This is a genomic window from Rickettsiella grylli (genome assembly GCF_000168295.1).
Lineage (GTDB): Bacteria > Pseudomonadota > Gammaproteobacteria > Diplorickettsiales > Diplorickettsiaceae > Aquirickettsiella > Aquirickettsiella grylli.
Window position 1 is genome coordinate 184,759 of record NZ_AAQJ02000001.1, and the last position, 25,098, is coordinate 209,856.

The window sequence follows — 25,098 nt, forward strand, 5'->3', positions numbered from 1 at the left end:
TATGTCTATTTCTCAATTTTTAAAGTTATCCGTACCGACCGAGCCGGGTCAACAGCTGTATTTAAGCGGTCTACAAGACGACAGTTTGGCGTTTGCTGTTCATCAATTCGCTGAACGTTATGATGGTGTGATTTTAGTGCTGACACCAGACAATCCAATGACAAACCGGTTAGCAGCGGCTTTAAAATTTTTCTCACCGGATGAAACGATTCTGCATTTTCCAGATTGGGAAACATTACCGTATGATCATTTTTCGCCACATGAAGATATTATTTCACAAAGACTTCTCACCTTAGCGAAACTGCAGGATGTGGCGCGCGCGATACTCTTGGTGCCTGTGACGACCTTAATGCAACGCATTGCGCCTTTAAACTATATTCAAGCGACGACTCTCTCTCTGGCTTGCGGTGAAAAAAAATCGATAGAAATCATACGTAAAAATTTACAATTAGGAGGTTATCACAGCGTATCGCAAGTGGGTGCGCGCGGTGAATTTGCAAGTCGTGGATCGATTTTAGATATTTTTCCGATGGGTAGTGAGTTACCTTACCGGATTGATTTTGTTGACGATGAGATTGATAGCCTTCGTTATTTTGATCCGGATACACAACGTTCTATAAAAAAAATAGAAAAAATACAGTTACTTCCTGCGCGTGAATTTCCTTTATCCGCGTCTGCAATCCACTTTTTTCGTCAACAGTGGCGAGAAAATTTTGTCGGTAATCCTTTAAACTGCCCTTTGTATGAAGCGGTCAGCGAAGGACGTGTACTGGCTGGGATAGAATATTATTTGCCATTATTTTTTCAAAAAACAGCATTATTACTCGATTATTTACCAAATAAAGCGTTCATCTTATCGGTTAATGAAGTTCATGATGCGGCTGAAAATTTTTGGAAAGAAATAAATGAGCGTTATGAACAACTGAGATATGATAGAGAACGCCCCCTATTACCACCACACGATATTTATGTCGATGTTCATGCATTGTTCGCTCGATTAAAGGAATTTCCAAAGGTTTCGTTGGATCAAAAATCGAAAGAACGAGCGGATCCTTATCATGCAGCCGTTAAGAAGTTTCCGAATTTAATGATTGATCATCGGCGTGAAGAACCTTTAGAGCGTTTAAATACTTTTTTAAATGAATTTCTAAAGAATCCAGAGGCACGTGTTTTATTTTGCGCAGAGAGTGCAGGTCGTAGAGAAGTCCTATTCGATTTGCTCAATCAATTACCTATTCAAGTCCATCGTTGTGGAACGTGGAAAGAATTTATCCATTCTTCAAGCCGAGTGAATATCATTGTTGCACCCTTAGAAGAGGGTTTTTATCTGGATACCCCCCCCTGGGCATTGATGACGGAAGGGTTATTATTGGGTAATCACGTTATCCAAAAGCGCCGCACTCGATCAAAAGCCCTCGATTCACGGACCATTATTCGAAATTTAGCAGAATTAACAGAAGGAAGTCCCGTTGTTCATACCGATCATGGTGTAGGACGTTATCGAGGGTTACAACATCTTAAAATAGATGACAAGGAAAATGAATTTTTGATCGTGGAGTATGCTGCAAAGGCTAAATTATATGTTCCTGTTTCTTCGCTTCATTTAATTAGTCGTTATAGTGGGAATGATAGTGAGCAGGCTCCTTTACATCAATTAGGTTCTGAACAATGGGAAAAAGCGAAGCGTAAAGCGGCCGAAGCATTACGGGATGTCGCGTGTGAATTACTGGATAGTTATGCTCGGCGCGCAGCCAGTAAGGGTTACGCTTTTCATATGCCAGAGGAGGATTACCAAGCATTTGCTGCACAATTTCCCTTTACAGAAACACAGGATCAAGCACAAGCCATTCAACAGGTTATTCAGGATATGACTTCAGAACGTGCTATGGATCGATTAGTGTGTGGCGACGTTGGTTTCGGTAAAACGGAAGTTGCTATGCGCGCAGCGTTTTTAGCAGTTCATTCTAACAAGCAAGTCGCACTATTAGTACCGACGACTTTATTAGCACAACAACATTATCAAAATTTTTGCGATCGTTTTGCTGAATGGCCTGTACACGTTGAAATGATTTCTCGTTTTCGGAGTATCGCATCACAGAAAAAAATTTTAGAACGTTTGCAACAGGGAAAAATTGATATTTTGGTGGGGACACACAAATTGTTAAGCAAAGAATTAAAATTTCCTCGATTGGGATTATTGATTATCGATGAAGAACATCGTTTTGGTGTACAACAAAAAGAACGTTTAAAAGCATTGCGTGCTCAAGTCGATATTTTAAGTTTAACAGCCACACCTATTCCGCGTACTTTAAATATGGCTTTGTCAGGATTACGTGAATTATCGATTATTGCGACGCCTCCTGCGCGACGTTTATCGATCAAAACGTTTGTGCAGCAGCGTAATACCCGATTAATTCGTGAAGCGATTTTACGTGAATTATTTCGCGGAGGACAAGTTTATTTTTTACATAACCAAGTCGATAGTATTGAAAAAGTGGCAAGGGAATTAGAAGCGTTAGTGCCTGAAGCACGTATTCAAGTCGCGCATGGCCAATTACGTGAAAGCCAACTTGAGCGAGTGATGGCTGATTTTTATCATCAACGTTTTAACGTATTACTCTGTACCACTATTATTGAGAGTGGAATCGATGTCCCATCGGCGAACACCATTATCATTGATCGTGCCGATAAATTTGGTTTAGCACAACTTCATCAATTACGGGGTCGTGTAGGACGATCTCATCATCAAGCGTATGCGTATTTAATGACTCCCCCTCCAGAAATGATAACCGCTGATGCAATGAAACGTTTAGAAGCGTTTATTTCTTTAGAAGATTTGGGTGCAGGGTTTAGTTTAGCGATGCATGATCTGGAGATTCGAGGGGCAGGTGAAGTATTAGGTGAACAACAAAGTGGTAATATGCAATCCATCGGGTTTTCACTGTATATGGAATTGCTCGAACAGACGGTTGATGCATTAAAATCTGGAAAAGAACCTTCGCTTAAATCGCTCAATCAAACGTTAGAAATGGATTTGCAGGTTGCTGCATTGATTCCAGAAAATTATTTACCCGATGTGCATATGCGTTTAGTGCTCTATAAACGGATCGCGCATGCCAAAACTGAACAAGAATTAGAGCACTTGCAAGTAGAAATGATCGATCGTTTCGGATTATTGCCAGAAACGTTGAAAAATTTATTCCGATTAAGCGAACTAAAATTACAGGCACAAAAAATAGGTATAAAGAAGATTATAGCGGGCCCCAAGGGAGGGCGAATTGAATTTAACGAAAAACCTCATCTTAATCCAGCGGTGGTTATTCAGCTGATTCAGGAAAATCCAGCGCGCTATCAGTTGGAAGGAGCCACGCGTTTACGGTTTAGTGTTGATCAACCCACACCTGAATTAAGAATAAAAAACCTTGAAGCGTTATTGAAAAAATTTACATAATTTTTACATAGGACTGATTACGCAGTTGACGTAACCAATTCTTTAAGGCTTTTTGAAATTTTTTCTGATAAACCAATTGAGCCGCTTGTTTATGTAAAGTGTTCTGAGCAGTTTGTAATTTTTTCGCACGACCTAAAACTTGTACAATATGCCAGCCATATTGCGTTTGAAACGGTAAACTAATTTGATTAACCGCTAATTTTTTCAGGTGTTCTTCGAACGTCGGATCGAAAAAGCCTGGTAAAGTCCATCCTAGATCTCCGCCCTTGTAACTTGACCCCGGATCTTGTGAGTATTTTTTGGCAAGTGATGCAAAATCTCCGCCATGTAGAATATCTGCACGGATTTCTCTTAGTCGATTTTCGGCTTGTTGGTTATTTAACAAAGGGGAGGTTTTAATTAAAATATGGCGCGCATGTGTCGAAATGACATCATGAGGGGCTGGAGCTATTCCCCGTAATTCTAATAAACGAATAAGATGAAAACCATTATCAGCCCGAATAGGACCCGCTACCTCACCGGGCTTCAGTGTTTGTACAGATGTTTGAAAAATATCCGGTAAATCATTGAGTGGTCGCCAGCCTAAATCACCACCCGATAAAGGAATCGTAGACGCGTTAGCGTGCTCTATTAACGCTGAAAAAGAAGTGCCTTGTTTCGCTTTTTGCAACAAGGATAAGGCGGTTTCTTTCGTACGCGCAATATCCGTAGAGGACGGGTTATTTGAAAATGGAATCAACAGGTCTTCAACATGATAAACCGCTTTTTTTGAAATTATTTTCGGTAAATGAGTCAACATATCTTTAATTTCTTGGTCTGTTACCGTAATTTTCGCGGCGACTTCATTTTGTTGCAGGCGATTGATCAACAGCTGATGACGAATTTGCTCTCGGTAGCGTGCAAAAGGCATATTGGCTTGTTGCAATTTTTCACGGAGTTGTTCCAATGTAAGCCCATTGTGTTGTGCAATACTCAAAATAGTTTTATCTAAGGTGTCGTCGTTAATTTTTAATCCGATCGTCGCCGCTAATTGTAATTGTAACTCCTGATCGATCATTTCATTGAGTACTTGTTTACGAAAAGTGGTTGTATTGGGAATCGATTTATTCTCAGATAGCCATTGTTGACGCTTGACTTCCATTTGATTATCTAATTGTTGCGCGGTAATCGCATGATGGTTAACGACAGCCTCGATACGATCCAATGTTTCAATCGCATACAGCAATGAGGGAGTCACTAAACTCGTCCATAAAACAATGAATGAAAAAATTTTTTTAAGGTAATCCATAATCACTCAGTATTATCAGTATTAAAAAGAGGTTGATCCCGACTGAAAATGATCGACATAGCCTGGGATATTATTTGTTAAAAAACGGGTTATATCACTGATACCTACGGTACTCAAGCCTTTCAGTTGAAATTGGAAATAAACAACGTTATTAAATAGGGGGTTATTATTTTGATTTAAGGCAAAAAAAGTGCGGCCGGCAACAATTCGAAATGCCCAACAACAACTATCATATTGCAATCCATAGAAAAAACTTTGGGAATAATGGTGACTCAAATTATAATTCCAGCCACCCACTGTACTCCATTGATGCCCAAGCGGCGTTGCGAAAGAAAAACCCAGTCGATTAAAATCGTTTTGATGGCTATCGGATGGAGTAGGGGGTGTCGTGACCAATAAATCACCAAAGCGGACGCGTCCGTAATTGATATTAAACAATCGATCAGGTTCAGGGTGATATTGTATATTTGCAGCGGCATTAATGATATCCCCACTTTCGGGATCCCAGGCAATGTTTGCTGTTGTACGCCATTGCGAATTGACATGATAGTTGATCTGAGCGGCAATGGGTGAAAATTTTTCAGTGGGTGAAGTGCTGCCAGGTATTGTAAATGGATTCGCGCACAAGGTTCCAGGTATGCTTAATTGTCTTTCTAAAGGGCTACATAAAACAACCTGTCTATTTTTGAAATAATAGATTTCACCAATACTTGCGTTTAATTTTTCTTCTCCAGTGTTTGGATCAAATAATCGGGTCGTCAGCGCAAAACTCATCTGATTGGCATCACCAATCCGATCAAAACCACTAAAACGGTTCGTCATGAAAAGTCTATCGTAAGTAAAGGGGATAAGTGCACTATCAAAAATAGGAATGTTACTTTGGTCACGGTAAGGAACATTTAAATAGAAAAGTCGAGGTTCCAATGTTTGTAAAAACGAATGCTTTCCCCACTGTATTTTCCTATCAAAATATAAACCACTATCTACACTAAAGAGTGGTATCGTTCGCTGGATCTCACGTGGATATCCAGCGACTGGATTCATGATCGTGTAGTGTGTCAAGCTCAATTGAATTCGTGGAATAAGATACGCTTCTTTACTCCGTAGGGGATAACTCACTGAAGGAAAAATTGAAAGTCGTAAGGCTTTTGGGGGGGGTACCTGTTCACCCGGATCATTTAAGCGTTGAAAATAATTGAATTGATTGCTTATTTGAACATTAAACCCATGAAAATTTTGTGTAGTACTCTTTAGATCAATCTCAGGCAAGCTATTATAGGGGTTATTGACGGGTGATTGATTTAAAGGATGCACGGTTTGATATCGATTGATACGCGCTGTAAAATTCCAAATATCGCCGGTGTAATTTAATTGGGCTTGTTGTGCCAGTTGATTAATCGCGATACTGGGAGGGGTATTAAAATCCTCTAAATAATAATCATCACCCACCCAATTGAAATTGATTGAGCTTGACCAACGCGGCGTAAAGTGACGTTGTTCTTGCCAACTAAACGATGTTCTCGCTGTGGTTGGGGTAGTGAGTGGGTGAATATTGGGATAAAGAAAAGGGATTGCCTCAGCAAGACGCGCAGCAGCGCGGTCATAAGGAAGATAATTAGCCACCATGACGCCTTGACTCTGTGGTGTTAAATAACGGAGTTGGCCGGTGAGTTGTATTCCTCGTTTACTGAATAACGTAGGCGTCAATAAAAAATCATAATTGCTCGCTATATTCCAATAATAAGGAAATCCGATGCCCAATCCCGATTGTGACGAAGTTCCAATATTTGGAAATAAGAAGCCTGATTCACGTCGATTATCAATCGGGAAAGCAAGATAAGGACTATATAAAATAGGTATACCCTGAAGACCGAGCCACGTATTATACGCTTTACCGCGGCCTGTATCGCGGTTCAATATTATTTTTTTTGCAGAAAGTTTCCAGGTTGGATGAACAGGTGAGCAGGTTGAATAAGTACTATTATGAAGTATAATTAACCCGGAATAAGTTTTTTCTACTGCATCGGCTAAGCCCCAGGCGTTAATCGGCATACCTTCATGAATACCTTTGAATAGCATCGAATTTCTTAATAAAATGCGATAAATAATAGCGGTCAAATAACCACTTTGGTTGTTTAAATTGAAATGGGCTTTTTGTGCTTTAATTAAAAGGTTAGGCTCTTCAAATTGAATTCCGCCCAGTAGATCCATGGTGGTTATTTTCCCAGTGTTTGGATCGCGATAGAAATAAGCTTTTTCAGCCTGTAAAAGACGGCCTGGTTGGTTAATAACGACATGACCACTTAACGTGGACGTTCCTTCAAATGAAAAATGAGATTGCGCAGCATCAATGTGTGTAAAGGATTGACCCAGTTTCGTTAACGTTGTTTGAGTATAAGCCTGTAGGGGATCTAAATAATGTCCTTTACAAATATCGAGCTTATTTGGGACCCACCCCAGTTGCTCTGCTATCGTTAATTCGACAGTGAAACTTGGCCAGATAAAGCACAGCACACAATAAAACCATCGAATGTGGGTCAAAAATTTTCTTGGGTACATTGAATTCTTTTTTTCTATTGTTCATTGTTTTTTTAGTTTTTTACACGGTTAATCCCTATTTTACAGCAGTAAAAACAAACCTGTGTGGAACTAAAATCTAATTATTCATAGCACGTTTTAAGTGAAGTAAAATTAAAAGGGAGTACTGGATATACAATTATCTCCTTTAAAACGGACATCGATAATCTCCCCATCAGGGGTTGTTTCAAACGAGGTTTGACAAGAACGGATGATGGTTTGTTGCCTGTTCCACGGTTCATCATAATTCGAAAAACGATTCCCACTCGATGCGCGTAATGGCGAATAGCGTGGATGAGGAAGGGCATACATCGTTTTTCGAGTATATTGATAAACTTTATGTCCATTGGGTAATTGAATTCCTGCATCCGGTTCTCCCCATTTAGAAATGAGCGTTTGAATGTTTTCTCCTTGCCATTGATTCATTTGCTTTTGGTAGTTTGCCGTGCTTGCACACGCCCCTAATAAAAAAAATAAACAACTGATTAAAAAAAGACGCATAGCTATTCCTTATCGTAATTGTGATCGGAGTTCATTTAAAGTGTTAGAATAATTCGCCGTATTAAAAATACCAGATCCTAAAATAAAAGTATCTGCACCCGCTTTAGCGATTTCGGCTATATTATTTTTTTTTACACCACCATCCACACCTAAACGAGCACTGGGTTTATGTAAAGAGAGTAACTGCTTAGCGGTTGAAATTTTATTTAAAACTTCAGGAATGAACGGTTGTTCAGCAAAGCCTGGATGAACAGACATCATCAATACAAAATCTAAATGATCCCAATAATTATTTAAAAGTGTTAATTCAGTTTGAGGGTTAATGGCTAATCCCGCTTTACAGCCTAAACGACGAATTTGATTTAAATTTTTAACAATATCATTACTGGCCTCAGGATGAAAGGTCATTTGGTTGGCGCCGGCTGCTGCAAAGGCACTGATTAACGCGTCAACGGGATTTACCATTAAATGCACATCAAGGAAAACGTTCGGAAGGTGTTTGCGTAAAGCACGACAGATTAAAGGGCCGAATGTCAAATTCGGTACAAAATGATTATCCATGACATCAATATGCAACTGATCCGCACCGGCTTGTAATACAGCAGAGGATTCTCGCGCTAAACATCCCATATCGGCAGATAATACAGATGCTGAAATAATGAAGCGACGCATTATATCCCCTTCGCTGCACAGATACGATCATAGGCAGCCTTGATCTTTTGAGTCTTTTCAGTGGCTAGTTTTATCATTTCTTCGGGTAAACCTTTAGAGAGTAATTTATCAGGATGATGTTGGCTCATTTGTTTTCGATACGCTTTTTTAATTTCCAGAGTGGAGGCCTGTTCAGAAATACCTAAGATAGCGTAAGCATCTTTTAGGTTTAGCTGAGAGGAGGGTGGTGTATGATAATAACCTTGTCTCTGATGTGATGATTGCTGTCGAAAAGCATGCTCGAAATTGAATAGATGTTCAAAAAAAGCGAAGTTGAGCGGTGCAAACCCTAAATAGTGGCATATTTTTTGTAATACGTGTTGTTTTTTGGATGTCAGATGTCCTTCGGCGAATGCCGTTTGCATCTGTATTTCTACAAAAAGTCGGAGCAATACTTTGTTACGATGACATGCATGGGCTAGTTTTTGGAGTGAATTTTCAAGGTTAAAAGAAGCAGATTTACCTTGGTTAAAAAGATCGATTGCTTTTTGACGCATGGTCTCTGTAAGGCCTAAGCGGTTCATTATCGCTCTCGCTGCTTGAATTTCTGCCTCAGAAACACGTCCATCTAATTTTGCGATATGGCCCATCACCAAAAAAGTACTGTCAAAAAAAACCTGTTGTGCGACGCTATTGGTCGAAGAAAATGTCCAGGCTTGATTCTGATGAAGACCCCGATCAAAGAGATGCCCAATGAGGATACCGAATATAAGCCCCAATGGTCCCGCAAGAAGAAAGCCAAAAAAGCCTCCGACAAGTTTGCCCCATATATTCATGATTAAACCTGATTTAAAATGTAATAACTATTTTTTAACATTATTTGATCGATCTGCGTAACGACTTCCTATTTTAAATAAGTTTTTTAATAATATCTGTTTCTCCTAAGATTCTATTTTGAGAAAATAAAAAATAATAGGGTAAAATAAAGGTAATAGGATATTTTTTACCAAGAGGTAAAGACTAACAGGATATGACCTTGTCTTAAAGTCGAATAAGCGATAAGCTCGAGTAAAACCAGATAATTATCTTGTTGTTGTCATGCGGTTCATTTACACAGTCATTTTTTATTTAGCCTTACCCTTTATTTTGGTGCGTTTATGGATAAAAAATCGTAAAAATCCTCAAGGGCTGCAATTTTGGCATGAACGCTTAGGTTTAGGCCTAAGATGCCCTTTACCTCCCCCCGGTGGTATTTGGGTACATGCGGTTTCAGTGGGTGAGTCCTTGACCGCCATCCCCTTAATAAAGCAGATCCAGCATCGTTACCCATTCATTCCCATTATTGTAACGAACGAGACAGCAACGGGCGCAGAGCGTATTCGACGTGTATTCGGAAATAGCGTCACTCAATTGTATTTTCCTTATGATTTACCCTTAATTTTAAAGAATTTTTTTAAATTACTTCAGCCTCAATTACTGATTTTGTTGGAAACAGAGCTTTGGCCCAATCTCCTTGCGGCCTGCAGGCGCTATAAAGTGCCCGTGGCGCTTATCAATGCCCGTTTGTCGAGACAAAGTGCCAACTCCTACCGACGTATTGGTCCTCTCGTGCGAGCCATGTTGCAGAATATTAATGTTATCGCGGCTCAATTTCAAAAGGACGCCGATCGCTTTATTGATCTGGGATTCCCTTCTCAAAAAATACATATTACAGGGAGTCTGAAATTTGATATAACGTTACCGGCAAATTTAATTGAAAAAGCACAAGCGCTTCGTAAAACATGGGGGGAAAATCGTTTGGTTTGGATTGCCGCGAGTACACATGGGGGTGAAGAAGCATTAGTGCTTCGCGCGTTTAGCCACGTGCGTCAATTTTTCCCCGATCTATTATTAATTTCTGTTCCTCGACATGTGGATCGCGCCGCTCAACTAGAACAACTTTATCGCCGCCGAAATTATAGTGTGAGCAAACGCAGTCATTATCTACTCGATTTGAGTGACACGGATATTTTAATTGGCGATACGATGGGTGAATTATTTACTTTTTATGCTTCCGCTGATCTTGCCTTTGTGGGTGGAAGCTTTGTTAAAAAAGGAGGTCAGAATCCTCTTGAGCCTGCTGCGGTGGGGTTGCCTATCTTAACGGGACCTTATACATTTAATTTTTCAACCATTACGGAGCAACTTAAACAGCGAAATGCAGAAATACAGGTCAATGATGTGACAGAACTCGCAGAACAGGTAATTTTCTTATTATCGAATCCTATGCAGTGTCGTCAAATGGGTCAAGAGGCAAAAAAATTTGTCGAAGAAAATAAAGGATCCGTGTTAAAACAAATGCAATTAATTGAAAATTTAATGACAGTATAGGTGAAGTATGTATTCGGGTATTACACAAGGTTTATTTGTGGTGAAGTCGGTTATCAAACACAAAAATTTATTTCATTATTGCGTGGTACTCAATGAAAAACTGGTCAAGGATTTGCAAGTAGGCGCTAGTATTGCGGTTGATGGTGTTTGTCAAACCGTTGTCGCAATAAATGGGATTGAAGTGAGTTTTGATGCCATACAAGAAACGTTAACCCGAACGACATTAAACGATCTTTTTGTTGGAAGAAAGGTGAGTATAGAAAGAAGTGTGCGTTATGGTGAGGAAATGGGAGGTCATGAGCTGAGCGGACATATTTTTGAAACAGGTCAAATTATAGATAAAAAAATTTCTGAAAATAATTTAGCGTTAACTATCCACTGTTCAAAAGCGTGTTTTGCTTTTATTAAGCCGAAAGCCTATATTGCTCTCGATGGTTCAAGCTTAACGGTCGGTTTAACCGATAAAAAAGAGTATTGTTTTGAGGTTTATTTAATTCCAGAAACATTGCGCAAAACTAATTTTTCGAATAAAGACTGCGGTGATAAGGTTAATATCGAACCCGATATGAAAACAATGATGCTCGTTGAGTCAATACAAAATTATTTTTCGAATATAAACGCGCGGTTAACAAACCTTGAGAAACAGTTCAAAGAAATAATGAACGAAAAAAACATAAACCTAGAATAAAATCGCTAAAAGATCAGCGAACTGTTTGATGATATAGGTTGGGTGGAGTGCTAAGCAAGCTTTTTTATCACCATAGCCATAGCCTGCCCAACAGGATTTCGCTCCAATATTTTTTGCAAAAAGTAAATCCGCAGGTGTATCACCGACCATTAAGATTTGTTTTGGATTGATGTGCTTAAATTTCGGTTTGATATAATCCGTATAAGCCATAGGATCGGGTTTTTTTTTCAGTGCTTTTGTGTCGCCAACCACGATAGCCATATAGTTATTTAACTGAAAACGGGTTAAAGCAATATTCACCGCATTAACCGCTTTGTTGCTAACGACAGTGAGAATAAAGTTTGCTGCATAAAGCACCGCTAACGTTTCAGCGACGTTAGGAAAAAGGAAACTTTTGTCTTCCCCTTCTGTTAAATAAATAGTTTCATAAGTCAATAATAAACGTTCAATGTGTTGTTGAGTGAGATCGGGACTCAACACTTTTAGCGTTTTTTCCATACCAAGACCCGCGCGGATGGTCTCATCAATGAAATTATGGTTTGGTATCGTCATGTGAAGTGTTTGATAGGTACGCTTGATGCAAAATAATATGGCTTCATGTGTTGCACAAAGCGTGCCATCAAAATCCAGAATAAGTAACTTATAGTGATGCATAACAGGCTATTCATGTAAAAAAGATAACGCTTCGATAAAGCCTCATAAAAGTGTAGCTTCATCAGTTTAATAGGTAAAGAAAATGAAACAGTACGCACTATTTTTCAACAGGAGTCGACTGAATTTTTTTTTAAATCATTAAGGAGAAAGTGTTGGCGGAGAGGAAACGCGGTTAAATTGTGCTATTTCTTCCCTTAATGCTTCCCAAGTCATTAATGAGTAAGTTTTACCTTTGAAAAATGAAAAAAACCCCCAGGGATCTCTATGTTGGGCGAGAAGTCTCCAAACATCATAGTGGTTTAATTGGTTAGAGATAACGTCTAAAGATGTATTGTTTGCAATATCTTGAGCAAGCGTGTTAAAAAACGCCGCTTTTCTTGATCCATTTTTCCGAAAATAATTTTGTTTTCTAAGATGCACAAGGGCTTCAGAAATAATAACTTGTAGATTAATCCGCGTTTGAATTTCATTGTTATAGTCGGTATTAAATTCTGATAAAGAGAGATAATATTCTACATAAGGGATTTCTAAACTGACTTGATAAGAGTTATTATTTTTAAGTATCGACGTTGAGCGCTTCAATGAAGCTTCATTAAAGGGGAATAAATATACTTTTTTTATTAATTGTTTTTTGTTGTAAAATTGCGCACAACATAAAGGGTTGTAATCTTTTGAAAGTGTTTTAGGAATTTCATAGCCCAATCTATAATTAGAGAATCTATCAATACAAAATAAGTTGATTTGATTTTCATTATATTCTTTAACGAGTCGATTATTATTAATTTTATATAAACACTTATTGTGAATGATCTCAGTTAAATCTAAATCGAAATCGAGTTTTTTTAAATCATTTAAAAAAGCTATTTTATTATCATCCTTAAAAAATAATTTATTATTGATTGTTAGTTTAGTTATATGCGATTTTAATTTAGTGAGTAAAAAACTTAAATTTATTTTAGGTAAATCTTTTTGAAGGAAACGAATCTGAACATGAAAATCTTTATCTTGCTTGTCAGTAACGTCACAGATGACAAACGATTGAGTATCGAAAATTTTGTAACTTTGAGTAGAAAAAATTAATTTTAGCGTTGAATTAGGCATTGTGTTAGAAAATTAAATAATTATTATTGCAGCTAATCATAGCATAAATAGGATCAAAAAGTTATTAGTATTTATTTTTTTAATAAAATACACTGACTTAGAAATTAACGATAATACTTCAGTTAGAATTGCTTATGCCAAAAACGTTAGTATTTATTTTATTTTTAATTTTTTCAGATTTTTTAATCATTTTAGCGGCTTTTTTATTGTAAGAGATAGGTAGCGATCCGCCTTTATACGCGTTAACAATAAAATCAATGAATACAAGTGTATTATGAAGATTAGGCTGTTCAATAGAAGAAGATAAGGAATGTAAAGTCGATTTTTTTGAGCGTGATTGATTTTTTTTATAAGTTAATTGACGTGATATTGCGTTTGTTTTAATGGTCGGTGTAAAGTTTTCTGGAGCGCTTAAATATTTTTGTGTGGTAGATATTTTTTCTTTTTTTAATGAAGTGATTTTAAAGAAACTTTCTTTTTTAAGTTTAGATAAATTTGAATGAGTCGGTAACTTATGCGGTGGATTATTTACTTTTTTTAATTCCAATGTATTTTTTTTATTACGATTAAAATTATTATTTTCCGATCGAGTCAAATGATGGTTATTTTGTTTTATAACCGTCACATTTTTTTCTTGAATAGCCTTAAAATAACCTGTTTTCTGTTGTTTAATTTTTTTTCGGTTTATATTGATTTTTGACTTATTGTAATAGGCTGTGCGTTTAGAGTCAGCGTAATCATATTTTTTGAAATAATTGTCCGCAATCGCTAAAATGCGATCTTCCTCATTAATTTGCGATTGCAAATAATCATTATTTTTAGTAGGTATTTTCTGAGCATTAATTGCTTTTTTATAGGTATTTACGAGTATTTTTTCTTCACGAATAAGATGTCGTTTATGGCGTAATAGAGCGTGTCGTTGTGTTTGTTGATTTTCTTGAAAAGAGGGACTTACTTGAATGGATTTGAAATAGTCAAGCGTTTCTATTTCGTTTTTATTATTTAAAAATAATTCAGATGAATTTTGAAATGAAGGAGCGTGTTCAATTTCTTTTTGATAATTTTTTAGACAAATTTCTTGATTAAGAAATTTAAAATAGGCTGATAATGCTTTTCTTTTCATTGCCTTGTCCTGATAGAACTGATAATAGATTATTGTCCAATAATCAATAGAGGACGTAAAAATATTCGTTAAGATAAGGTCTGTCGCATGGCGAAAAAAAGAAAAGTCTCCACTGTTTTTCAATACATAAACAATCGTTTCGTCTTCTAGATCAAAATGGGTAAGGAAAATAATTTTTTTATCATCACTAAAAACAAGCGGTGATCGAGTTAACGCCCAAAAATTATTTTTAAGAGGGACTATATTTTTGGGGTTATTGTCTAAGAAAACATGGATTCTCTGATACCAATTCGTATCATTGAGTAATGCATTTTTTAGTTGAATGGTTATCCAAGGCAGAAAAGAGGTTGTATCATTAGGATATGCAACGGTATTAAAATAGACCGCATTACTGACGGTTAAGATCAAGTCATTTTCAGAAGCAACGACATGAGAAGTAATGACTGCATCGGAGTAAATTTGCTTATATTTCTTTATAATTTTACGTAAATCTAAGCTATTAATAAGTTCAATAAACTCATTTGAATCTTTATCTGGAATATCGTACAAAGTCATTTTAGGCAGTGGAAATCGTGTGTTGTTGTTAGCTAAAAGGGTATACACATTTTCACCCCCATTCCCTACGAGATGACTTTCATAGGCACTGTTGATATAAAAAATTTCATGTTTATTTTTTTGTCCAATAGATAATGTTGCATTATTTATTAATTGTATAGAAAAAGATTTTTCTAAACGCGTGGCTAATGTGCTATATAAGCTAATTTTTTCATCTAACGTGTTAGGGTTATCTAAAGTTTCTTGTCCATATAAACAGTTACTATTCGTTAATGTTATTTTTAGATCGTTAAAACGAAAATAGATTTTTTTGTAAAACTGATCGCTATTTTTTGTTTTATGACTATCAGAATTACTTATATTAATTAAAAAAACAATTGAAAATGTTTTTTTATCCATTGCGTTATGAACGCGTACCGAAACAAAGGCAGTATTATTTTCAAATGTTAGTGTATTGATATCCTGAAAAGAAGTTTCAAAAAATAGCTGATGCCGAGTAGCGGATTCAAAATAATACTGAATCTGTGAGTGACCTATTTCTCCAGAAGGAATTCGATAATCTATCGCGCTTATTTTTGAATCGGGTAAAACGGAGATGAATGTATTATTTCTTAATACAATAGTTAGATTTTTAGAGGCATTGTCTGTGATAAAAAAACTATCCGGATAGTCTTGGTTTTCCCCGCCATAGCCGTCGATAAAACAAATATGTTGATTGAGATAGAAACTATCTGATTTATTTTTTCGTCCATAAATTTTATTGATAAAATTGATTTGGATTCTACGCTCATCCGAAGAACAAAAGGATGGAACCGATTGTATAAGGTTATTTTTCCCGCATAAAAATCTATCGGCATCAAGCAACACATAATGACTGTTTTCAGGATAAAAATGATCTAAAAGAAGGATATCCGTTCCTCTACCTCCTTGCAGTTGGCCCGTGATAGACGTTCCTTGCAAATCAAAGATATTGCCAAAATCACCGCCTACGTATTGTTTTTTACCATTGTTCACCATAAATAGATTCGGAGAGTGTCGAAAGGCAATGACTTCGTCCTCGCCTTCACCTAAATCGACTAACGTCATATTTCCGGTTCTATTTAACGTATAAGTAGCGCCTAAGGCTTTGTGGCAGACATAGCTCGTCGTTTTTGCATTTTTAGAGTCAAAGGGAGGCGGGGCTGCGACTTTGCAAAATAAATTACCCTCATCGGGTTGATCTGGATTACTCTCTTCAAGCGTAAAATTTATTTTTCTATCTAAATAAACTTTACGAATATTACATCGATCTTCTTCAAAACTGAGTGCAGAGAAAATATACCACTGAATAGCGGTATTATTTTTTAAAAAATGAATTGCTTGGCTTAGCAGCTGCCCATTTTGAGCTTTAAGTTGTACATATTCTAAAGGATCTTGGTGGAGTAGACCTAATAAAAATTCAAAAAATTTTTCACTTCTTGAAAGATGTACATATTTCTCAATGGCTTCGACGTGCTGTTTGGTGGCATAGCCTTCAGCACCCAACCACGCAAGTAAAGCAATGCCTTCTCCAAGCGGACCGGTGACAGCCGATAAGCCAGTAATGATCCCAAAAAATTCAGCGCCCTCGATAGTGGCTTCGATGCCGTCAATGCTCACAATAATACTATTGGAAATAATATTCGGAAGAATCTCTTTATTTCCCATTTTATAAGCGTCTATTTCATTGTTAAGATTATAAGCAAAATAAATTGAGGTGGCTTTCGCAACAAAAGGCGAAGCCATTTGCATTGCTTTGCCTAAAAATTTCCTTTTCACGCTCAATAAGACGTCTTTATTCGACAACATATGAAGTATATTTTTATTCTCCAGACCTAAATAGGTTTCAAATAAATGGATGCCCGAAGCTAATTTTTTTCCTTCAGTCAGTAAGCTGTTCGATAAGGTTCCCAAAAAAATACTACTGCTTATTAATCCAAAGTTAATAGCAACTTCATCAAAATGACCTTGAGACAAAGCCGATAAAATATCTTTGGTCATCATGCCTGAACTGACATAGCGAGATACCTGATTTATTTTCTTTAAATGAGATTGAAGCTGTTGTTTTTTAATTTCTTTAAATTTTTTTTGAGTCTCAAACGAACAAATACTTCGTTTTAAAGTATGCACAGGGCAATTCAATTTCCAAACATTTTCCACTATTGTTTCCTGAAATCGAGAGAATAAACTTTTTGCGTAAAGTTGATTCGCTTTTTTTGAAGGAACAGTCGACAGTTTTTTTAATTTAAATACAGGATGAGTTAAAGAATTATAGTAATTTAAAAAAAAATGAATATCTATTTCAGAAAAAATTCCTGTACGCTGTTTATTATCAATATATGAAAATATATCATTTAATATATAATGGACCCCTTCTTTGATATAGTAAGCCGTTGCAGTCCCTAAAAATTCTAAAAATTTTTTTGTAGTTAATTTTCTATAAGCGAGGTCCATTAAAACATCACAATATCTTCCTTGGGTTACTATTAAAAGCTGAAATAACCTTTTTTCTGGATATTTATATACAGCGTCAGTAATTAATTCTTTATGCTCTAATATATTGATAAGAAAATGAAGAGAATGAAAAATTCTTTCTTTGCTTTTTTTAAAATATTTTTCCCATTGAAGCATGATTAAATTAATTTTAATTACTATAGATTGAAACTGAGTTGGATTCTGTTCTAGTTTAAATCTTAAAACTTCTTGAACAAGTCGATGAATTGAATACTGTGTGTTTTCAGTAATGGACTGTTGTGTGTCTCTATCAAAACTAATCATGGAATAGCTTGTTAGTAAATACATACTTTTATTTAAGGCATCTCTATTCAAATTTTTGACGGAATAACAAAAATAATGGAGTTTATGTGTTGAAATATGATCAGGCCATAAATAGGCCATAATTGTTAAAATAGTTATTGCTTCCTCACCAAATTCAGCTTGTTTTATTTTTTCTAATGTAATGCTCCAGGTTGTAAAAATTGTTTTGACATAAGGGTCATTGGAATAGTGTGAAAAATCAAACGTTAATAATTCATCCATTTTTTCTTTATAGAGTGTTATATAGTCATCAAACGAAAAAGTTGGATCGGTTATTCTTCTCAATTTGATATAAGCAAGTGCTTGTTGTAAAGCTAAAGGTAAACCTTGAAGTAAATCATTTAATGTTTTTACATGGATGGGTCCAAAAATTTTTTGAAGATGGAATGATTTTTTAATCAATTCTTCAGCTTCATGTTCAGTAAAAAGCTTAAGTTTAAGCACGTTAGCGACTCCTTCCCAGTGACTAAAACGTGAGGTCATTAACACAGTCGGCTTATTATCAGGCCGTGGTTTTGGTAAATAAGCGTTAATCATTTCATAATCGTCAACATTATCAAAAATAAATAAACTTTTTCTATCCGAAAAATAATCATAAATTTCTTCGATAATTTCGTGTATATCTTTTTTTTGATCATATTGATCGTGAATAGCAATCGTTAACTTTTTTGCAAGTTGATGAAATGAAGAGATTAAGTTTTCTTTCGTTTCCGCGTCAATCCATAAAACATTATGATCGTAATGTTCTGCATAAAGTTCAGCGTAGCGTAACGCTAATTGGGTTTTTCCTATTCCCCCTAAGCCACTAATTGACAGTTGGGAGCCACTTGAACCGTGTGATAAAGAAAGATCATCTGTCGAATGAAATCCAGGCGAAATAGAAAGTTGAGAATACGAAGACACAATGGCAGGTTTTCTTTCCGACATTAAGATATCATGCAATTGTTTAAGTATTTCGATTCTACCGCTAAAATTTTTTACTGGACTTCGTAAATTAAAATAAATAGGTTTTTTTTCTGTATGCTGAATAGAAACTACAGAAGAATAACGCGTACTAATTTTATTGAGAATGCGTTGTGCTTCCGCTTGATTTTCCTCTATATTTTTTAGAATATAGTTATATTTTGTTGAAATAAGTGGATCTAGTTGTTTAGCTTGAATAGTTCGAAGATCCACCTGATAAAAACGCTTATAATTTTCTTTTAAGAGGCCATGACTATCTTTTTCCCAATACAATAATCGCCGGTATCCAAATTGATTACCGGGATATTTCCACTTCACATAAAATTTATGACCCAAATTATCGGTTTCGAAATTAATTAAATCTGTTTTTTCATATAAATCACTTGTATTAATATCAATATTAAATTTATTTTTTAATGTATATCCTGGAACTTTCAATCTTGCTTTTTTAATATTGGGTTTAAAATATTTTTCTGATGGGCCTATCAATATACTCACTTCGATGAGTTCCTTGGAAATAGGCCTATTAAACTCAAAATTATCATTGAGCGCATTAAACACTCGACCTACAGCGTCTTCAGCTAGTTTTTCAATGGCTATCTTTTCACCGGCCTTGTCGGTTATTTGCATAAACTGAGATTCTAAGCTGTAAAAAATGTCAACAGCTGCTTCAGCCAGCATAATACTTAATGTCTCAGGTCTTACTTCTGAAAAAATTCGAGTAATTTTTAATATTTTATTTTCTGATCCGTAATATTTACTACTCATTGATCTCGCCGAAGCGGTTAATGAAGGAATGGAGCCCATAAGACTTTGAGCAATCGTTATGCCCACCAATGCACCGGTTAATCCTGTTTTTAATTCGGCTTTTAATGCGTCCTCCGTTAATAAACGATTTTTAGCAAGTAGATGATAATTACCTAACTCTTTTGTGAAAAAACTCATAAAGGTTTCTACATAATGTGATAATAAAAAATTTACTTTTTCTTTTTTATCGTGATCGGGTAACGTTTTTATTCGTTTAGGATTAAAATTACTGGATAAAGAAGTAGACTGAGGTGAAAATTCTATGAGCATATTCGGATCTTGAAAAGGCGACCAATTGTTTTTATTAAAAACGGGTTGATTTGTCAATTTTTCAGAAAAATATATTCTTTTTCCAATAAAATATTGAGTATTGCGAGGGCGTTTCAATGTATTAATAACCCAATGAATCGATTGATTTTGATCAATCATTTGGTTAAGATCATAAGCATTTTCGAGCGCCCATAAACCACAATTAAAACCATCTTGCTGCTGAATAAATCCTGGGCTTAAATTAACTAAAGCGATGTGTAATTTATTTGATATTTGAGCATATTCTTCTGGAAGAAAATTATTTTTTGAGTCGGAAAAATAACCCACAAAATTTTCAGCTTGATAAGAAATAACTAAACTGACCCAATGATTATTATTTAAATTAATAATGAGAGTCAGTCGAGCGCTGGGATAATGAGTTGCCGTAATTTTTTCTATAAATGCTTCTAAAGCACGCGAAAAATGGGTAAGGGACCCGATGACTTCAAATTGAATGGGAGTTCCTGGAACTCCGCCAAAATAGTTATATTCTATTTGGGCAATGTCCACAATATCTTTTTGAGTTAACCAATAATTAAAATTTTTTTTTAATGTTGCTGTGACAAGCGTTTCATCATGATCAAAACGTTTAACGCGTAATTTAAGTAATTTTTTTGGATTAACGTAAATGTTATTGAAAGGATTTAGAGTTGATTCTGGCGAAAGCGTCGTTGTGTTTACTTTATTAGTCTTTAAATAAATCGTATTGAAAGACTCTATTTTTGTTAAGCGCTTAACATTTGAATTTCCTTTTTTTTCGATTTCCATTTATTATTCCTTTTCCATTTATTTATTATGTAGCATACCAAGGATAAACTATTATTTTAATAATATAAAGTATTCAGTTAAAATACACGAATAATTAATTGACTAAATAAAAATCTAGGCGATAGTTAAAGTTGGTTAATTTCAGCTACAAAGAGATATTTATTGGAGTGATATCGAAATTTTTTAAAGTTCATCATGGGGTTTAGTATTTACAGGACATACAATAAAAAAATATAGAATATGCTACATAAATTCACAAAAAGAATATCAGCATGATCCATTGCACGAACGAAAAAACTCATTATAAATGTTGTATTCAATAGGAAAATCACTATTTTTACAGGACATTTTGTATTTTTTTTATTTTCTTTTTCAACTTATACTTTAACTGTATGAATACTAAATTATTAAATTATCAGGAGATAAACATGGCATTTAAACCCACAACTAAAATCACTCCCGATGTGAATGAAATTATTCTTTTCACAGAAAAAAACTATACTGGAAATGCTTATTCTGCCATCATAGGAGATAATATTGACCTTTATAAAAATTTTAACCCGCTAAATGATCAGCTTTACTCTGTAAAAGTGGGTTCAGCGGCACAAGTAACTCTCATTAGGGATGATGGTTTTTCCGGACCTACACAAGAGACTAATAAAGATGTTTCAAGTATAGCCTTAGGTGGTCCTGGAAGTGGACTCAGTAGCTTTATTGTTTTGCAGAAAGAAGGAAAATATGTCGTCCGAGCTAACTTTTTGGATAAAACAAAAGAAGACCGCAGTATAATTCTGAAAACTAGTAATTTTAACCCAACAGGTGATGGTGTAACAATCCCTAACCCAAATCCCGCTTCAGGAGAAAATCCCAATCTTCCTCGAGTTTTCACCATATTAGATGAAAGTAATACAGAAAATCTTCCAGCAACTGTAGGCCTATATGTTAGAAGAAACGATGGAGTATACGAAGATATAGGTGCGTTAATTTCAGTTTATCTTGCAGACAGTAAGAGAAACTCAAATGTTAAAATAGTAAAAATAAAGAAATACGCTGATTATAATTATGGAGATTTAACATTTCCTAGCTCAGGTCGATTAGTAAACTTTATATGGAACGACGATAATGATTTATAATGTGATTCACAGCGGTTTTAATTGAATGCTCGAGGCGAGAAAGAAAGTTACTAGAGGAGTTATTTTTATTCTAGTTTTGATGCAGATGGCGGCACAAAAAAATCAAGGAGATTTTAGCTTCAGGAAAAGCTATTGGGAAAATTTACAAAAATATTCAGGAGAAGCTTCGTGGTAAGATGAGTAGACAAGATTTGCTAGGGCATAAAAATGGACGAATTACAACTCACTATTCGCAAGTCGAATTAATTAACTTAATTCAAGCAGCCAATAAAGTTTGTGACTCAGATAGCCATAAACCTACCTTAACGGTACTAAGGAGGGCTGCATAAGTTTCTAAGTCGCGCAAAAGTCGCGCAAGAACTTTTTGAAACTTTTTAAAAACGATGTAAGTGTTTGATTTTAGTGGCGCGCCCGGAGAGATTCGAACTCCCGACCACCAAGTTCGAAGCCTGGTACTCTATCCAACTGAGCTACGGGCGCATAACCCTAAGAAGCCCGGCATTCTAACAGTTTATCACCCATCCAGCTAGCCTCCTGCTGAAGCAATTTGATAGTGATGTAGGGAATTTGTAACAATTCTCCCTGCTGCTTTAATCTGTGAGCGTGCAGCTATCGGAATTGCTACAAAAAAATGTTTAGGAAATCCCCAAGGTGAACGATCTGATCTAGAACTTCGTCGAAATTTAGACGAAGTCAAGAGCCGATAGGATACTGCATCTGAATTGCACGGTGCGGAAGCATGGTCATTTCTGAGAGCAGCAAACAGTGGCCATCCGGAAAGCATCAGTACGGTGCATGCTGACACACCGGCAGGTTGTTTTGATCAACTCGTATTTATGATGCAACAAGCCGGTTCAAATTCGACTGAAGAAAAACTACGGACTTATATTCAATCGATTATTCCAATTGTTATCCAATTAAAGCGTAGCACTAACTCGAAACGATTTGTAGAGATAGCAGAGATTTATTTTGATACCAAATAAGCTAACGTGAGCATTACTCTTCAAAGACATCAGCTAAGCTTCTAGCTTCTAAAATGGTTTCACTCCATCGGAGTAAAGCTTCAGAATCAGCTTGTTGTAGTTTATCCAGATAGCGTTGCGGTATCTGCTTAAATTTACGTTGCAATTGACGTTGCAGCATGACACACTCTCCTTGCTGCATTCCTTGTTTGATGCCTTGACGTTCAATGCTGGTCACATAGCGCATATTGTATTCCTCTTCAAATTGCTTAATTTGCTCATTATAACTAATTTCTAGGGCTTCCGGCAAAGGAAGAATTCGGTCACTAAAGGTATACAGCTCAATAATCGCCTTACGCGGATAACTTCGATCATAGAGAAGACACATCAATCTATTTTTTTGATGGAAGCGTTTATCAGGATTCTGATGGGTTTCTGTTGCTGCTAGTTGCACTAATATCATCCAGGCAACGGGATTCTTACTCTCTATTAACAGCTGTTTTTTGTTACGATAATCGAGCAGTTTCACTGGATAAAAGCGAAAATCAACGATGAGTTGATCCCACATTGTGTTTCGATAGTGTTCTGGTCTCCATTTTGAATTATCATCAGTCAAAATCACTAATACGATAATCGGCTGTTTGTAATGTAAACGGAGTCGACTGTAGTAGTCATAGACTCGTTCAGGGAAATCGGCTTGACGAGATCCTTGAATTTCCAGATGAACTAAACTCTGGCCCATACAAGAATGAACTTGCATTAATTTATCAACTAGTTGCTTACCAACGGCAGCTTTAGCAGTAATTGCTTGCAACTCATTCTCTAAGGCGTGGTAACCAAAAGACCAATCAATTTTTTCATGTAAATGTGGATACAAAAACGCCATGGCGTGTTGGAAGTAAGGGTCCAAAATACTCTTCCAGGCGGCATCACTCTCACTGGGTGGGAGCCTGTTTCGTTTTCAGTTTTTGTCTTGGTTTTAATTTCACATTCAGTGTCAACAAAAGACATGGTAGTTCCTTATTGTTATCTACTTGCCCAAAACAGATAATATTATATCTGTTATTTTGTTTGTCAGTCTAGTAAATAATTTTTAAATTTATTTTTCTCATTAAAAATTTAAACGCTATTTAAATAATTTATAAGATACATTTTTTTGATTTCTACAAAATCATCAATTAAATTTTCGAGCATAGTAGTAGTTAATTCTAAACTATCACTTAAGGCCCATAAGTAGTAATGGATAATGTTAGTATCATAATCCAGAAAATCATCACTGAGCGTGATGCAAGCTTGTGCTTTGGCCTTTTTGAGGGAATTCTAATAGTAGTGTTTGTCGTTCTATGTAATCCTCCACTTGAAAAAATTGATTTGATACAGTTGGTACCATTTTACAATGTATTTTATCTGTAGAGGTATTAGGCATGAGATACCTCCTGCATAATGTTACCAATCAATAAAGATTTTTGATTCCTTAACTTTTCGCTGCGCTGACATAGGACGCCAGCGCAGTAAGTGAATTTATCCAGGAATTGCCTCAAATCTACCGCCTAAACCTAGTCATTCAAATTTGTTATCTCTTGCTGGAAAACTGAAAAAATCTATAAATTTCTCAGGTAATCCTTTAACTTTACAGAAAAAATTACGTGATGAATGGCAATCCACTGGTAACCCTCCCGTAAAATACCCCAACCATTAAATAGAGTTTTTTGGTAAATTACTGACCAGGAGAGTTAACAAATGAAGAAGAAAAAGTTTAGTGAATCACAAATTATCACCGTGCTGAAAGAGTATGGAGCGGGAGTTCCAGCGGTTGAATTAGCCCGTAAATATGGAATTGGAGAAAGCACAATTTATACGTGGCAAACAAAATACGGGGATATGGAGCTATCGGAATTGAAGCGCCTACGTCAGCTAGAAGATGAAAATACCCGTTTAAAAAAAATGTATGCGACCTTGAGTAGGGATCATGAGTTACTTAAGGAAGTGCTTGAAAAAAGTACCACGTGGATCTGAGCGGCGTGAAATCGTAGATGAGTTGATAGTTAACTATAGCGTGAGCATCAGTCAAGCGTGTCGTGTTATCACGATGGATCGTAAAACTTATCGTTATAAACCTAAGAAAAAATCAGGTGACCAAATGATTGAGTCATTATTAAAAAATTATTCTGCTGAATACCTACGGATTTGGGAAATTATTTAATTTAATTCGGCTTAAAAATTATCCCTTTAATCATAAACGAGTTTATCGAATTTACTGTGAATTAAAGCTTAATTTAAAGATAAAACCAAAAAAGCGTTTAGCCCCTCGAACCGCTATTAAATTACAGCAACCTGAGGGTATCAATCAATGCTGGTCGTT

At 35.9% G+C, this 25,098-nt stretch carries 16 protein-coding genes and 1 tRNA gene; 7 read left to right on the forward strand and 10 right to left on the reverse strand.

The features are described 5' to 3' along the window. Position 1: 1 nt before the first annotated feature. A complete protein-coding gene (gene mfd / locus RICGR_RS00880; protein ID WP_006034804.1) occupies positions 2–3,451 on the forward strand; it encodes a transcription-repair coupling factor in 3,450 nt (1,149 codons plus the stop codon). On the opposite strand, the gene RICGR_RS00885 is transcribed toward mfd, so the two are convergent. From RICGR_RS00885 to djlA, 5 genes are all read right to left on the reverse strand, one after another. After that, complete coding sequence (locus RICGR_RS00885) at positions 3,444–4,739, reverse strand: peptidylprolyl isomerase (protein ID WP_006035502.1); 1,296 nt, start codon at positions 4,737–4,739, stop codon at positions 3,444–3,446. The genes mfd and RICGR_RS00885 overlap by 8 nt on opposite strands. Positions 4,740–4,760: 21 nt before the next feature. Next, a complete protein-coding gene (locus tag RICGR_RS00890; protein ID WP_240992171.1) occupies positions 4,761–7,253 on the reverse strand; it encodes an LPS-assembly protein LptD in 2,493 nt (830 codons plus the stop codon). 177 nt (positions 7,254–7,430) lie between these two features. Then, entirely contained in the window at positions 7,431–7,817 is a 387-nt protein-coding gene (locus tag RICGR_RS00895; RefSeq protein WP_006034854.1) for a hypothetical protein, read from the reverse strand. A 9-nt stretch (positions 7,818–7,826) separates the two neighbouring features. Next, the gene (gene rpe, locus RICGR_RS00900) at positions 7,827–8,489 is read right to left on the reverse strand and encodes a ribulose-phosphate 3-epimerase (protein ID WP_006035783.1); all 663 of its coding nucleotides are present in this window, start codon (positions 8,487–8,489) and stop codon (positions 7,827–7,829) included. Beyond that, entirely contained in the window at positions 8,489–9,304 is an 816-nt protein-coding gene (gene djlA, locus RICGR_RS00905; RefSeq protein ID WP_006035047.1) for a co-chaperone DjlA, read from the reverse strand. The genes rpe and djlA overlap by 1 nt, the downstream gene beginning before the upstream one ends. 262 nt (positions 9,305–9,566) lie before the next feature. Between djlA and waaA the strand changes: the two genes are divergently transcribed. Together waaA and RICGR_RS00915 are read left to right on the forward strand one after the other, a co-directional pair. Further along, a complete protein-coding gene (gene waaA, locus RICGR_RS00910) occupies positions 9,567–10,838 on the forward strand; it encodes a lipid IV(A) 3-deoxy-D-manno-octulosonic acid transferase (protein ID WP_006036016.1) in 1,272 nt (423 codons plus the stop codon). A 7-nt stretch (positions 10,839–10,845) separates the two neighbouring features. Further along, entirely contained in the window at positions 10,846–11,526 is a 681-nt protein-coding gene (locus RICGR_RS00915; protein ID WP_006035856.1) for a riboflavin synthase, read from the forward strand. Here the strand turns inward: RICGR_RS00915 and RICGR_RS00920 are convergent. The 3 genes from RICGR_RS00920 to RICGR_RS00930 all read right to left on the reverse strand — a co-directional run bounded on the left by RICGR_RS00920 (position 11,518) and on the right by RICGR_RS00930 (position 20,641). Continuing rightward, positions 11,518–12,180, reverse strand: coding sequence for an HAD family hydrolase (locus tag RICGR_RS00920; RefSeq protein ID WP_006035462.1), 663 nt, complete (start codon positions 12,178–12,180; stop codon positions 11,518–11,520). The genes RICGR_RS00915 and RICGR_RS00920 overlap by 9 nt on opposite strands. Before the next feature lie 138 nt (positions 12,181–12,318). Beyond that, entirely contained in the window at positions 12,319–13,281 is a 963-nt protein-coding gene (locus tag RICGR_RS00925) for a hypothetical protein (protein ID WP_006035623.1), read from the reverse strand. Between the two features lie 118 nt (positions 13,282–13,399). Beyond that, positions 13,400–20,641 (reverse strand): NB-ARC domain-containing protein, encoded by a 7,242-nt coding sequence (locus RICGR_RS00930; protein WP_006035667.1) that lies wholly within the window; start codon positions 20,639–20,641, stop codon positions 13,400–13,402. Positions 20,642–21,069: 428 nt separating this feature from the next. Between RICGR_RS00930 and RICGR_RS00935 the strand changes: the two genes are divergently transcribed. Beyond that, complete coding sequence (locus RICGR_RS00935; RefSeq protein WP_006034688.1) at positions 21,070–21,774, forward strand: beta/gamma crystallin domain-containing protein; 705 nt, start codon at positions 21,070–21,072, stop codon at positions 21,772–21,774. Positions 21,775–22,177: 403 nt separating this feature from the next. Here RICGR_RS00935 and RICGR_RS00940 read toward each other — a convergent pair. Beyond that, positions 22,178–22,254: transfer RNA gene (locus RICGR_RS00940), tRNA-Arg, on the reverse strand. A gap of 242 nt (positions 22,255–22,496) precedes the next feature. Here RICGR_RS00940 and RICGR_RS00945 point away from each other — a divergent pair. Beyond that, positions 22,497–22,757, forward strand: a complete 261-nt coding sequence (locus RICGR_RS00945) for a P-loop NTPase family protein (protein ID WP_040615068.1) — start codon at positions 22,497–22,499, stop codon at positions 22,755–22,757. 13 nt (positions 22,758–22,770) lie between these two features. Here the strand turns inward: RICGR_RS00945 and RICGR_RS00950 are convergent, their stop codons facing one another. Continuing rightward, on the reverse strand, positions 22,771–23,646 hold the full coding sequence (locus tag RICGR_RS00950) for a DUF4351 domain-containing protein (RefSeq protein ID WP_006034886.1): 876 nt from the start codon (positions 23,644–23,646) through the stop codon (positions 22,771–22,773). An 830-nt stretch (positions 23,647–24,476) separates the two neighbouring features. Between RICGR_RS00950 and RICGR_RS00955 the strand changes: the two genes are divergently transcribed. Together RICGR_RS00955 and RICGR_RS00960 are read left to right on the forward strand one after the other, a co-directional pair. Beyond that, on the forward strand, positions 24,477–24,752 hold the full coding sequence (locus RICGR_RS00955) for a transposase (RefSeq protein WP_006034714.1): 276 nt from the start codon (positions 24,477–24,479) through the stop codon (positions 24,750–24,752). Then, positions 24,727–24,939: a hypothetical protein gene (locus RICGR_RS00960; RefSeq protein ID WP_040615070.1), complete on the forward strand. Its 213-nt coding sequence runs from the start codon at positions 24,727–24,729 to the stop codon at positions 24,937–24,939. Before RICGR_RS00955 ends, RICGR_RS00960 begins: the two co-directional genes overlap by 26 nt. The last annotated feature ends 159 nt before the right edge of the window (positions 24,940–25,098 follow it).